10 protein-coding genes are annotated in these 13,696 nt (G+C 55.6%); 5 read left to right on the top strand and 5 right to left on the bottom strand.

The features are described from left to right. Window positions 1–34 precede the first annotated feature (34 nt). The 5 genes from DDQ68_RS10740 to rpsF all read right to left on the bottom strand — a co-directional run bounded on the left by DDQ68_RS10740 (window position 35) and on the right by rpsF (window position 5,954). The gene (locus tag DDQ68_RS10740) at window positions 35–2,065 is read right to left on the bottom strand and encodes a thioredoxin domain-containing protein (RefSeq protein ID WP_109656296.1); all 2,031 of its coding nucleotides are present in this window, start codon (window positions 2,063–2,065) and stop codon (window positions 35–37) included. 98 nt (window positions 2,066–2,163) lie between these two features. Continuing rightward, on the bottom strand, window positions 2,164–4,632 hold the full coding sequence (locus DDQ68_RS23860) for a GSCFA domain-containing protein (RefSeq protein WP_245897407.1): 2,469 nt from the start codon (window positions 4,630–4,632) through the stop codon (window positions 2,164–2,166). A 120-nt stretch (window positions 4,633–4,752) separates the two neighbouring features. Beyond that, a complete protein-coding gene (gene rplI, locus DDQ68_RS10730; protein WP_109656294.1) occupies window positions 4,753–5,196 on the bottom strand; it encodes a 50S ribosomal protein L9 in 444 nt (147 codons plus the stop codon). 91 nt (window positions 5,197–5,287) lie between these two features. Further along, on the bottom strand, window positions 5,288–5,521 hold the full coding sequence (gene rpsR / locus DDQ68_RS10725; protein ID WP_068239553.1) for a 30S ribosomal protein S18: 234 nt from the start codon (window positions 5,519–5,521) through the stop codon (window positions 5,288–5,290). Between the two features lie 55 nt (window positions 5,522–5,576). Continuing rightward, a complete protein-coding gene (gene rpsF / locus DDQ68_RS10720; RefSeq protein ID WP_109656293.1) occupies window positions 5,577–5,954 on the bottom strand; it encodes a 30S ribosomal protein S6 in 378 nt (125 codons plus the stop codon). A 507-nt stretch (window positions 5,955–6,461) separates the two neighbouring features. Between rpsF and DDQ68_RS10715 the strand changes: the two genes are divergently transcribed. From DDQ68_RS10715 to DDQ68_RS10695, 5 genes are all read left to right on the top strand, one after another. After that, on the top strand, window positions 6,462–7,703 hold the full coding sequence (locus tag DDQ68_RS10715) for a cytochrome c3 family protein (RefSeq protein WP_245897406.1): 1,242 nt from the start codon (window positions 6,462–6,464) through the stop codon (window positions 7,701–7,703). Between the two features lie 152 nt (window positions 7,704–7,855). Further along, entirely contained in the window at window positions 7,856–10,912 is a 3,057-nt protein-coding gene (locus DDQ68_RS10710) for a TAT-variant-translocated molybdopterin oxidoreductase (RefSeq protein ID WP_109656291.1), read from the top strand. Window positions 10,913–10,961: 49 nt separating this feature from the next. Continuing rightward, complete coding sequence (nrfD, locus tag DDQ68_RS10705; RefSeq protein WP_245897405.1) at window positions 10,962–12,422, top strand: NrfD/PsrC family molybdoenzyme membrane anchor subunit; 1,461 nt, start codon at window positions 10,962–10,964, stop codon at window positions 12,420–12,422. Then, window positions 12,415–12,942, top strand: a complete 528-nt coding sequence (locus DDQ68_RS10700) for a DUF3341 domain-containing protein (RefSeq protein WP_109656290.1) — start codon at window positions 12,415–12,417, stop codon at window positions 12,940–12,942. Before nrfD ends, DDQ68_RS10700 begins: the two co-directional genes overlap by 8 nt. Before the next feature lie 116 nt (window positions 12,943–13,058). Beyond that, entirely contained in the window at window positions 13,059–13,691 is a 633-nt protein-coding gene (locus DDQ68_RS10695) for a c-type cytochrome (RefSeq protein ID WP_245897404.1), read from the top strand. Window positions 13,692–13,696 lie beyond the last annotated feature (5 nt).

Raw genomic sequence — 13,696 nt, 5'->3', positions numbered from 1 at the left:
CGCCACTCGTCGGCCAGTAGTTGCGCGTAGCGCGCTAAACTACGGCCAGCGTCACTCGGGCATCGGCAACGGTTTGCACAGGCGCTTGGCAGGCGTAGTTGCGGCACACGTATACGTCGGTGTGGTTGGGCCGCGCCGGGCGGTGCTGGAGCAGCGGTAGCTTGCCCATCTTGGGGCCCCCGGCCAGCACGGTATCGAATAGAAACTGCTGGTTCAGCTCGGCGCGGAAGGCGCCGGCTTGGTTGCCCACGATGGCAATTTCGGGCCCTGGGTACAACAGCGCGGCGTAGAGTGAGGCCCAGTTGGCGAGGTGCTGTGGCTCCTTGGCCACCAATTCGCGCACCTGGGCCAGCATGGCGGCGGCCAGGTCCACGTAATCGGCGCGGTCGAGGTGGCGGCCCAGGCGGCGCAGGTTGTGCGCCATCACCGAGTTGGAGGCGGGAATAACGTTGTCGAACAGTTCTTTTTTGCGGGCAATGAGCGGCTCAGCGTTGCTGTCGGTATAAAAAAATTGCGTTTCGGCGGAGTCGAAAAAATTCCCCATTGCGTATTCCGCTAGGGTTTCGGCCGTGCGCAGCCACTGCTCGGCAAATGTTACCTCGTACAGGCCGATGTAGGCCTGAATAACCAGCGCGTAGTCTTCCAGAAAGCCATCGATGTGCGCCGTGCCGGCCTTGAACGTGCGCCACAGCTGGGGCCCCCGGCGCAGGTTTTTTTCAATAAAAGCCGCGTTGCGCTCCGCCATCGCCAAAAATTCGGGCTCGCCAAACGCCCGGTAGGCGTCGGTGAGGCCCTGCAGCATAAGGGCGTTCCAGCCGGTCAGGATTTTGTCGTCGAGGCCGGGGCGTACCCGCCCGGCGCGCACGGCCATTATTTTTTCCTTCCAGCCGGCCACCGCTGTGGCTAGGGCCCCGGGCGTGAGGTGGTGGTGGGCGGCAAAGTCGGCGTCGGACTCGCGGCGGTGCAAAATGTTGCGCCCGTGCTCCCAGTTGCCCTCCTCCGTGCAGTGGTAGTAGTCGGAAAATAACGGCTCCTCAGGGCCCAAAATCTTGCGCAGCTCGTCTTTGGTGAAGACGTAGAACTTGCCTTCCTCGCCCTCGCTGTCAGCGTCGAGTGACGAGAAAAAGCCGCCGTCTTCGCTCGTTAGCTCCAGGCGTACAAACTCCACGGTATCGTACACCACGCTGCGAAACAGCGGCTCGCCCGTCAGCTGGAAGGCTTCGCTGTAGAGGCTCACCAACTGGCCGTTGTCGTAGAGCATTTTCTCGAAGTGCGGGGCTAGCCACTCGCCGTCCACCGAGTAGCGGGCGAAGCCGCCGTGGGCTTGGTCGTAAATACCGCCCCAGGCCATCTCGCGCAGCGTAAGCACGGCTTGCTTGAGCGCTTCCGCGCTGCCCGTGGCGGCGTGGGCACGCAGCAAAAACCGCCAGATGCTGGGCATCGGAAACTTGGGGGCCCGGTTGGTGCCGCCCCGCTCGCGGTCAAACTTTAGCCCGAGGTTGTACAGCAGCAGCTTAAATTCGTCGGCCGACACGCCGCCGCCCACCGTGGTGCCGTATTTCGCCAGCTCGCTGGTCCCGATGGCGGCCATGAACCGGGCTGCCGACTGCTCCAATTCATCGCGGTGCTCGCCGGCGTAGGCTTCGCCGATGTTGACCAATAGCTGCGTCCAGCTGGTCCGGGGGAAGTACGTGCCGCCGTAGAACGGCTTGGCGTCGGCCGTCAGAAACACGTTCAGCGGCCAGCCGCCCTGCACGCCCATTGCGTGGAGGGCGTCCATGTACACTTGGTCCACGTCGGGCCGCTCCTCACGGTCCACCTTAATGCACACAAAATGCGTGTTCATCACGGCCGCCACCGCCTCGTGCTCAAACGATTCGCGCTCCATCACGTGGCACCAGTGGCAGGCCGCGTAGCCAATGCTCACTAGGATGGGCTTCTGCTCGGCTTGGGCGCGGGCCAGCGCCTCGGGGCCCCACGGGTACCAGTCCACCGGGTTGTAGGCGTGTTGGAGCAGGTAGGGACTGGTTTCGTGGGCGAGGCGGTTAGGGGCGTGTTCGGGCATGGGCGGGTAAAACTAACGCGGCGGTTAAACAACAAACCCGGCAAACAAGGCCGGGTTTGAATAAATACCGGCTAAACCGGGGAATCTGAACTAGCCGCCTATTCGGGAGAGCCAGCGTCCTTCTTCGCCCGAGGCTTGGCTGGGCGCTTCGCAGCGGGTGCCGGTGCCTCCGGCGGGGCTGGGGCCAGAGTAGGGGCCTTGGCTTTCGGCGTGGCTTTGGGGGCCTTCACTTTCGGTTTATCAGCCTTTGGGGCTGTGGCCTTCGGCGCAGCGGTTTTCGGTATCTTAGCCTTCGACACAACGGCTTTCGGCGTACTACCCTTGGGCGCAGTGGCTTTGGGTGCCTTAGCTGTAAGGGTGTTGGCCGCAGCCGCTGGGGCCGTTACAGCCGCAACTTTGGGTACGGCAACTTCCTTCACCGAAGCTTTGGGCATGGTGGCTTTTGGTGTAGCCTTGTTCGGTGCGGCAGCCTTCGGCACGTCAGCAGCTTTTGGCGCAGTTGCCTTTGGCGCAGCAGCTTTTGAAACGGCAGCTTTCGGCGCTAAGGCTTTCTTCGCCGGTACGCTGGCTATCAGCGTAGCATCGGAGCCGCGCATTCGGCCCGCGGCTACGCCAACTTGCGGTGCCGTTCGAATCGGTACGATGGGCGTCATGGGCGGCGTTTCGGTCATGAGCGACGGCCGGCGACGACTCGGCTTCTTCGCTGCTGCGGCCGGGGCTGGCTGGCTGACAGCGTCTACAGGAGTTGCTTCCGAGGTATCTGAAGCGCCCGGGGCCTCTTGCGCCAGGGTGGCAAACAAAGGCCGGGTTTTGGGCCCCTGGTTGCGCCGGTTGCCCGTGCGGTCGGCCTGAGAAGTCATTGACTCATCAGCCGCTGTCGCTGCCTGGGCTACCGGCTCATTGATGCTTGGCTGTGGTGCCTTATCCGGTTGCTGCACTGCTGCTTCCTGCGTCGAAGCCGGCGTGTACCCATTGGCCATTGTCTCCACCGGGGCTGCGTCGTCTTGCGAACGGTCACGCCCACGGCCGCCCCGTTTCACGGGTACCGATTTGGTGATGACGCTCGATTTGCGGGCTTCCGGTTGCGGATTGCGCGGCAAGGCTGGGCCCCCCTCGGCCGTTGCGTCCGGCTCGGTAGGGGCAAGTCCTTCGTCATCGCCATCAGCAGCAAGCTTAGCGGCGTTTTTGCGGGCCGTGCGCTTGGCACCGCCCCGCGAACGGCGCTTCTTCTTTTTCGCTGGGTCCAGTTCGGCTCCCTCAACGGCGGGCGGAGTCTCAACAGCACTATCGTCGAACGCCTCAAAGGGTGCAGCTAAGTCAGCAGTTGCCACGGCATCGGCCGTTGCGGCAGCATCGGCAGCGGGCTGCTCAGCGTTCGGATCCGCGTTGCGGTCCTCGCGCCGGCCGCGCCCCGGCCGGTTGTTGCGCGCCGCGCGTTGCGCCCGGAACTCTTCCGGTGACAAGCGTGCGTGCCGCTCATTATTTGTTGCCAGGGCCCCATCCGCGCTGGCTGCCGCCTCTGTCAAGGAAAGCGCTTCCACCGTTTTGGCGTTGCCAACATCCACCCGCTCTTCTGCGTCAAGCTCCGGCCCGGGTGTTACCACATCGGCGGGCACGGGCAGCGTAGCGAGCCGCTCGTCTACTTCGCGCAGTTCGGCGGCCACGTTCACGCGCTGGCGGCTCAGGCGCTCCAGCCGCTCGCGGGTGGCAACCAGAAACTGCCGGTGTTCGGGGGCCGCGGCGTTCAGAGGCCGGTGGCCCAGGGCCTGGCTCAGCCCCGCCCACTCTTTGCGGAAACGACCAAAATCGGCATCAAAGTACGTGCGGGCAAACTTCTCCCATATGTAGTCCTCCGCTACTTCCGACGGGTGCAGCATGTCAGCGGCATAAAACCGGTAGTCACGCAAGTCATCCGCCAGTAGCTCGTAGGCCGGGAAATAGCTCACTTCCGGCAACAGTTCGCTGAGGTAGTGGCAGGCCACGCGCAGCACCGATTTGCTCACCGCATTCAGTGGCAGGGTATCGCGCAGGTGGCGCACCGGGCTCACCGTCAGGATAACGCGCAGCTTGGGGTTAATGCGCCGCAGGTAAGCGTGCGTTTCGGCCAGCGCGTTAATGATTTCGTCCGGGGTCAGCAGTTCCTTTTCGAACAGTTCGGCGGGCATTTTGTGGCAGTTGCTTACCAATTCACCGGTTTCGCGCAGGCGGTAGGCCCAGGCCGTGCCCAGCGTGAGTAGTACCGCATCGGCCCCGCGCAGAAATTCGCCCGTGCGGCGCACCGTCTGCTGAATGTCGTGCAGCAGCTCTACCGGTGTGGGGGCCCCCTGGCTGCCGTGCAGGTCGTAGCTCTGCCAGCGGCCCCGGGCTTCCACCAAGTGCTGCTGCCAATCCACGTCTTCGCCCAGCGCCGCCCGCAGCAGCCGGCCCATCGCCAAGGGCTGGAACACCGTGCCGAAGGGGTTTACTACCACGTTTACTTTGTGTGCGGCCAGGCGTGCACCAATGCTATCTGCAAAGCAAGAGCCTAGCGTAAGCACCCGCGCCGACGGCGGCAGCTGTTGCGCCATTGGCGCAAGTATCAGTTCAGTTCTAAACATTGTGGCAAAAATAGCCGCCCGGCAGCATTAAAAAGCAAAAGGCCCCGCCGTCACGGCAGGGCCTTTTTAAACAGGCAAACCCCAGGTAGGTTACTCTGCTACCACGCGGAAGTTTACGGTGTGCTTCACTTCCTTGTGCAGGCTCAAAGTAGCAGTGTAGTCGCCAGCCGCCGAAGGCTCTTGGTCGAACGATAGACGCTTGCGGTCCACTTCGATGCCCTTAGCTTTCAAAGCTTCGGCCAGCTGCAACGTGGTGACGCGGCCAAAGATTTTGCCGCTTTCGCCCACCTTGGCTAGGATGTCCAGCACCATGCCGCCGATCTGGTCGGCCACGGCCTGGGCATCGCCCTTCACTTTATCGGCTTTGTGAGCCGCCTGGCGCACATTCTCAGCCGTAATCTTCTTGTTCGTTTTGTCGGCCAGCATGGCCAAGCCCTGCGGCAACAAGAAGTTACGGCCGTAGCCCGGCTTCACGGTTACGATGTCGTTCTTGTAGCCGAGGCCCTTGACGTCGTCTCTGAGGATAATTTCCATGTCTTGTTTTAATTATGAGTTTTGAGTTTTGAAATACGACTTATCAATCAATGGAGCAGTGATTAATAACCCATAGTTTGTAACTCATAATTTATTTCAGGGCGTCGGCGATGTAAGGCATCAGGGCCAGGTGGCGGGCCTTGGCCACAGCCTGGGTCACTTTTCGCTGGAACTTGAGGCTGGTGCCCGTGAGGCGGCGGGGCAGCACGCGGCCCTGCTCGTTCACGAACTTCAGCAGGAAGTTCGGGTCTTTGTAATCCACGTACTTAATGCCATTCTTCTTGAAGCGGCAGTATTTCTTACGCGTGTCCACTGGCTTATTCATAGCCGAGCGGTCGTTGTTGCGGTTGTTCGAGGGCGTTGCCATATCTTTTCTAAAGTTATTGGGCTACGGCTTCGGTTTCTTTCGCAGCCTTTTGCTGGTTCATCTCGCCGTTGCGGCGGCGGCGGTTGTAGTCCACGGCGTGCTTATCAAGCACCGTGGTCAAGAAACGGATGATGCGCTCGTCGCGGCGGTAAGCCAGCTCCAGCACGTCAACGATGTTGCCCGAACCCGTGAACTCCAAGCAGAAGTAGTAACCGGTAGTTTTCTTCTGGATGGGGTAGGCTAGCTTACGCAGGCCCCAGGCTTCGGTGGACAAAATGTCGGCGCTATTTTCCTTAAGCACCTGGGTGAACTTCTCGACCGTCTCTTGCACCTGGCCCTCGTTCAAAACGGGGGTTACGATGAAGACCGTCTCGTAATTTCTTACTTCCATTACGACGGGGTGAATTTGGTGAAAAAAATTTGATTGGGGCGCAAAGGTACTGATTTTGCGACAGAAAATCAAGCTGTTGCCGGCCTTTCCCCACTAAGGTCATCTTTTAGCCAAAAACTTGAACAAGTTGACGCATAAATTTGTCCAAGAGAAGCAGGCAGCTACCAAGCTGGCGTCCATTCCAAGGGCCCCTAACTGCTGAGTTAGCGGGTTTGTGCAGTTGAATAATTGGTATCTGAATAAGATGATTATGCTTATTTAGTCACATTCCAAATAGTCTCCCACAACCGTTTCTAAACTCACAAAACCTCTGCTAGCTTTTGCTGCCCGCAAATCACATCTTACCTTTGTGGCCCTGAAATGCCCTGGCATTTCGTTATTTCTGCTTGTTTTTGTATGAATAGTAACCGACTACGTTCGTTACCTCACCTGTTGCTAGCGATACTGCTTACGCTAGCCGGGGCCCAACAGGCCACGGCTCAGGATGCAAGTGCTAGCACTGCCACCGTGAGCAAAGCAGGCGTCACGCCCGGCGCTACCGCCGGTGCCACGCCTGCCACAGCTGTCGCCCCCGCTGCGGGTGGGGCTGACGCCGCCGCCATTCAGGCGGGTGATGCCTTATTCAAAGCTAACTGTACCCAATGCCACGCCATAAATGAGCAGGTGGTTGGCCCTGCGCTTGGGGGCATCAGCAAACGCCGCCCAATTACTTGGATCATTCCGTGGATTAAAAATTCTTCCAAATTAATTGCCAGCGGCGATGAGTACGCCATAGCCATCAACAATAAGTTCCAGAAGCAGCAAATGCCCAGTTTTGGGCTGTCGGACAAAGAAATTATTTCGATTGTTGCCTACATCACTTCACAGGAGGGTCAGCCTGCCGCTGCAGTAGCAGGTGGGGTAACTGTACAAAATGCCGGTTCGACTGACGGGAAAGCATCTGACGCAAGTGCTGACGGTGCCGGAGCAGGTAAGTACGTTGACATTCTGCTCATCGCTCTAGTGGTAGTACTAATCGTGATGGTGGTAACGCTGATCATCATCGGCAACCTGATGAAGGATGTGTTGCGCGGCCGTAAAGACCTCGATGGTCGCGATAACGAGATTTTGGAGCAGCGTTTTGACTGGGGCAAGTTTTATCGTTCGCCGGTGTTGCGTGGCATTGTTGGTGTCGTATTTGCCTTAGTGCTGCTTTACGAAGGCGTACAAAGCGTAATGGCTGTGGGCCTGACCCAGGGTTACCAACCAACGCAGCCCATTGCTTTCTCGCACAAGTTGCACGCCGGTACTAACCAGATTAACTGTGTCTACTGTCATACGTCGGTGTACAAGGGCAAGTCGGCCAACATTCCTTCGGCTAACATCTGTATGAACTGCCACTCGCAGATCAAAACAGAGTCGCCGGAAATCAAGAAGATTTACCGCGCCATCGAGCGCAAGCAGCCAGTACAGTGGGTTCGCATTCACAACCTGCCCGACTTGGCTTACTTCAACCACTCGCAGCATACCCAGGTAGCTGGCCTCCAGTGCCAGACCTGCCACGGCCCTATTCAAAACATGGAAGTAGTGTATCAGTATTCGGCCCTGACCATGGGCTGGTGCATCAACTGCCACCGCGAATCACCGCTTAACACCAAGGGTAATGCTTACTACGACAACTTAGTAAAGCTGCACGATACCAAAAATGCAGGGGCCCCCTTCACCGTATCGTCAAACGGCGGTACCGAGTGCTCGAAGTGCCACTACTAATCAGTTAAAAAAGGCTCTGCAATTTCTAGTGCTTGTTGATAGAATTGCAGAGCCGTTAACTGCTCAATAGAAAATCCCGCTTTAAAAAATTAAGTACCTCTTGGCTTAGCTGGCTTACGGCCCCTAAGACTGGAGTCCCTAAGTCCCCAAAAATGAAGTACTGGAAAGGAATTGAGGAACTAGAAAGCACTCCGGAATTCATGAGCACGGCATTTGCCGAGTTCCTGCCGGTAAAGGAGAGCCACGAGAGCAAGGATGCCACGTCGGCTCCCCGCCGTGACTTTCTGAAGCTGATGGGTTTTGGGATAGGTGCAGTTGCGCTAGCCGCGTGCGAAACCCCGGTGCATAAAGCTATTCCTTACCTAAATAAGCCTGAGGAAGTAGATCCTACCATCTCCAACTTCTACGCTTCGACGTATTTTACGGGCTCCGATTACAACGCTGTACTGGTAAAGAACCGCGACGGTCGTCCGATTAAGCTAGAAGGCAACCCGGAATCGCCCATTTCTCGGGGTGGACTTTCTGCCCGGGCCCAAGCCGCTGTGCTTGATTTATATGATGGAGGCCGTTTGCAGCATTTCGCTGTTAAGGGCCAACGCACTGAAACTGCCGAAGTAGATCGCCAAATTCAATCTAAGCTGGCTGCAACGACGGGTAAAATCGTCATTGTTTCGCCTACTATTATCAGCCCGAGCACTAAGAAAGCCATTGCTGCCTTTGCTGCCCGCTACCGTACCACTGAGCACGTTATGTACGATGCGCAGTCGGCTAGCGGCTTGCTTCAGGCAAACAACGGTGTGTTGCCAGGTTATGATTTCAGCCGTGCTAACGTGATCGTAAGCATTGGTGCTGACTTCCTTGGTACTTGGATTTCGCCGGTTGAATTTGCCAAGCAGTACGTCAAAAACCGTAAGGTGAGCAACGACAAACGTTTCATGTCGCGCCACTTCCAGTTCGAAACGGCTATGTCGCTCACTGGCTCCAATGCCGATGTGCGCGAGTCGGTTAAGCCGTCAGAGTGGGGTTTGGTAGCCGTTGCATTGTATAATGCGGTAGTAGGTGGCGGTAGCGCGCCCGCCTTTAGCAACCCACGTGTGGCTCCGCAAATCGCCAAAGCCGCTGCTGAGCTAAAGGCAAATCGGGGTGCTAGCCTCGTCGTTTCAGGGTCGAATGACCCGGCTGTTCAAGCATTGGTAACCGCGTTGAACCAGAGCTTAGGCAACGTGGGCACAACAGTAGACCTTGCCGCCCCTAGCAATGTGCGCCAAGGGGATGACGTCCGCATGGCTGCACTGGTGAAAGAAATGAACGCTGGTACAGTGGGTGCAGTGATCTTCTATAATGCTAACCCAGTTTACAACCATCCTCTAGCCGCCCAGGTAAAATCGGGTATTGCCAAAGTGCCGTTGAGCATTTCGTTCAACGACCGCCTGGATGAGACTGGTAGCATCTGCGACTATGCTACTCCTGACCACCACTGGTTGGAGTCGTGGAATGACTTTGAACCGAAGCGTGGCTTTCTTAGCCTATCGCAGCCAGCTATTACCCCGATTTTTGCTACCCGCCAAGCGCAGGAAAGCTTATTGCGTTGGGCCGGCAACAATGAGACATATTATAGCTTCTTGCGTAATAACTGGCGCGGAGTTCTAGGCAATACCAATTTTACCGCTGCCTGGGATAAGGCTGTTCACGATGGCGTAGCTACCGGCACAGGTTTGCCCGCTGCTCCAGCAATGGCTACGGCAGCATTAAGCGCTAGCGAAGCAGTAGCTCGTATTACTGGGGCCCCTAAGCCTGCTGCTAACTTGGTAGAGGTTGCGCTCTACGAAAAAGTTGGCTTGCCTACCAGTGGTTCAGGTGCAAATAACCCTTTCCTCCAAGAACTGCCTGATCCGGTCTCTAAAGCTACTTGGGGCAACTACCTAGCTGTGCCGCGCGCTATGGCAGTAGCTAACAAATGGGAGCAAGGCGACGTTATTAAGATTACTGCTCCTAACGTAGCCTCTATCGAACTGCCAGTGCTGGTTCAACCTGGCCAAGCAGTAGATACCGTTAGTATTGCGCTAGGTTACGGTCGCGTCTTAAGCGGCAAGGCTGGTGATGGGGTAGGTGCTAATGCAGCGCCCTTTTTGGTAGCTACGCCCAATGGCATCCTGTATGCCACGGCTGTGACGTTGGAGAAGACGGCGGCTAAATCGCCTATCGCTCAGACTCAAACCCACCATACCATCATGGACCGCCGTTCGGTGGTACAGGAGAACACGTTAGCTAAGTACAAGGAGAACCCCAAAGAGGTAACTGAGTACGAAAAAGTTGTTACCCCTGATGGTCTTGAAAAGCCTAACAAGGTGTCGTTGTGGCAAGATTACCAGTATAATAACCACCACTGGGGTATGGCCATCGACCTCAATTCGTGCATTGGGTGTGGCTCGTGCGTATTGGGGTGCCAAACGGAGAATAACATTGCTGTCGTAGGCAAGCAGCAGGTTATCAACCGCCGTGAGATGCACTGGATGCGCATCGACCGTTACTACTCGTCAGACCACCACGAAAGCGAGTTCGATACAAAAGGCAAACTGTCGACGTACAGCGCAATGGAAGACCCTTCGGATAACCCGCAGGTGATTTTCCAGCCGATGATGTGTCAGCAATGCAACCACGCGCCTTGCGAAACGGTATGCCCAGTATTGGCCACCACGCACAGCTCGGAAGGTCTAAACCAAATGACCTACAATCGTTGCATAGGTACTCGCTACTGCGGAAATAACTGTCCGTACAAAGTGCGTCGCTTCAACTGGTTTTCTTACTATTCTAACGAGAAATTCGAAACCGTTAACGGCCACATGTTCACCGACTTGGGCCGTATGGTTCTCAACCCCGACGTAACAGTACGGGCCCGGGGTGTGATGGAAAAATGCTCTTTTTGCATCCAGCGCATTCAGTTAGGGAAGCTGGAAGCCAAAAAGCAAAAGCGCCGCCCCCAAGATGGGGAAATCGTATCTGCCTGCGCACAGTCATGCCCCACTGATGCTATTGTGTTCGGTGATATGCGTGATACTACCAGCCGCATTAGCCAGTTGTTGCGCCGCGAAGATGGTGAGCGAGCTTTCCACTCGCTTGATTCTATCAATGTGCAGCCAAACGTGACATACTTAACGAAGATTCGTAACTCACCATCCGAAATGTTCGGGCCTGAGGAAGAAGCTTAATTGCATCGGAGTACTTAGTTTCTACGCACCCAAGCCCCCAATACTCATTATGCAACACGTATCAGCCATTCGTGAGCCGCTCATTACCGGGGGCAAAACGTTACACGACGTAACCCAGGATATTTGCTACCAAGTAGAAGCTAAACCCAATATCCGTTGGATTGGCGCTATGAGCGTAGCCTTATTTTTCTTGGGGGTTTTCTTCTACTCTGTATACCGCACGTTGTGGTATGGCATCGGAGAATGGGGCCTAAACAAGACCGTTGGTTGGGCCTGGGACATCACCAACTTTGTGTGGTGGGTTGGTATTGGCCACGCCGGTACACTAATCTCGGCGGTGCTCTTGTTGTTCCGCCAAAAATGGCGGTCGTCAATCAACCGTGCAGCAGAAGCCATGACGATTTTCGCCGTTATCTGCGCTGCCATGTTCCCGGTATTGCACATGGGCCGTCCTTGGTTGGCCTTCTACGTGTTTCCGTTGCAAAACACGCTAGGTTCCCTGTGGGTGAACTTCAACTCCCCTTTGCTTTGGGATGTGTTTGCTATCTCTACTTATTTCACGGTATCGTTGGTATTCTGGTATACGGGTTTGGTGCCTGACTTTGCTACCATTCGTGACCGTGCTAAAGGGCCCATCGCCAAGTTCAGCTATTCTATGCTGAGCTTCGGTTGGACTGGTTCTGCTAAAGCCTGGTCACGTTACGAAACAGTATCGTTGATTTTGGCCGGTGTATCCACTCCGTTGGTGCTTTCGGTACACACTATTGTATCGATGGACTTTGCCACGTCGGTTGTACCTGGTTGGCACACCACTATTTTCCCTCCCTATTTCGTTGCTGGCGCTATCTTCTCGGGTTTTGCTATGGTATTGACGCTGATGCTTATCACTCGCGTCGTATTCAAACTTGAAGACTATATCACCCTCGAACACATTGCCCTGATGAATAAAATCATGATGGTGACTGGGTCCATTGTAGGGGTTGCCTATATCACAGAATTTTTTATTGCTTGGTACTCTCAAGTAGAATTCGAGCAATATGCATTTATCAACCGGGCTACGGGCCCCTACTGGTGGGCTTATGCTGCTATGATGACCTGCAACGTAATTACACCGCAACTGGTGTGGTTCCGCCGGGTGCGCTACAGTATTGTCCTAACGTTCATTTTATCCATCATTGTGAACATCGGGATGTGGTTTGAGCGTTTCGTAATCATTGTTACTTCGCTCCACCGCGACTACTTGCCTTCGAGCTGGGCAATGTTCTCGCCTTCGATAATTGATATCGGAGTGTTTGTAGGTACGTTGGGTCTGTTCTTCACGCTGTTCCTTCTATTTGCTAAGTTTTTTCCCGTCATTAACATGGTCGAGATCAAGAGTATCCTTAAGTATACCGTTGATAACGGCCCTACTTACACAGGTAACCATGGCCACAGTGTGCCGGCCACTACCTATTCCGTAACTCCCGGCGTGCCCGCTTCGGCCCCCGTAACCTACGACAAGCATGACTAAGCGTTTCGCTCTGGGCGTCTTTGAAGACGAGGACGTGCTCCTGCACGCTATTGACAATGTGCGTGGCGCAGGGGTCAAGATTTACGATGTGTTTTCCCCATATCCAGTGCATGGTATTGACGACGCATTGGGAATTGAGCGCTCACGTTTACCCATTGCTGCTTTCTTCTACGGCATGTGCGGGTTGGCTTTTTCACTCTGGCTCCAAATCTATACGCTGGGTTTCGATTGGCCCATGATTATTGGTGGCAAGCCGCAAATTGCATTGCCCGCATTCATACCCGTCGCTTTTGAGTTGACGGTATTCTTCACCTGCCACGGGATGGTGATAACCTTTTATACCATCACTGGGCTGTACCCACGCTTCAAAACTCCGGTGATGGACGTGCGCTCGACTGATGATAAATTCGTAATGGCCATTGAATTAGACGAGAACAATTCATCACTGCCAAAGCTGACTCAGTTGTTGCGTGAAAACGGCGCATCGGAAGTCAACCAGAAAGAAATGACCAAGAAATAATGACGCATCCGCTGATTTTGAGTCTACGCGCTTCGGTGCTGTTACTATCGTTGGGAGGCCTAGCGTCGTCTTGCACGCCGCAAGCCGATAATGCTGGCGTAGAATACGCTCCAGAAATGTACGAGTCCATTCCGTATGAGCCATTGCGCCAGACGGGTTATAACACCATTAATGCTTTCGGCATTAATGAGCGGACTCCTGCCACTGGCACCGTAGCTCGCGGCAAATTGAGCTACTACGACCACATCCCTAAGGATAGCGTTGGCATTGCTGAGCGTACGCTTCGCAATCCTTTCGCTTACACTAAAGCGAATCTGGAAGAAGGCAAGCTACTGTATTCACGTTACTGCCAGCATTGCCATGGCGAACAAGGCAATGGTCAGGGCCCGGTTGGACTTAAGTTCAAGGGCGTTCCAAACTATGCTGCTGCTGGCTACTATTCCAAAATGAACGATGGTCACATATACCACGTCATTCAATGGGGTCGCAACCGCATGATGCCTCATGGCTCGCAGGTCATCCCAGAGGAACGCTGGAAAATAGCCATGTACGTCAGGGCACTGGAGTTAGGCAAGGGCCCCGACGGACTCACTGAGATGATCGCTAAGGGCCCCAAGTCTTCGGCCAGTGATACAACTGTTACTACCGCAGCGGCAAGTACAACCCCTGCGAGTAAAGCCGATTTAAGTACTGGTTCCGAGACGCCCGGTCAGGGTAACACCAAAGGCCAGAATGGCTCCGCTAAATAACACCA

Origin of the sequence: Hymenobacter nivis (genome assembly GCF_003149515.1) — a bacterium.
Taxonomy (GTDB): domain Bacteria; phylum Bacteroidota; class Bacteroidia; order Cytophagales; family Hymenobacteraceae; genus Hymenobacter; species Hymenobacter nivis.
This window is presented reverse-complemented; position numbering and strand designations above follow the sequence as displayed.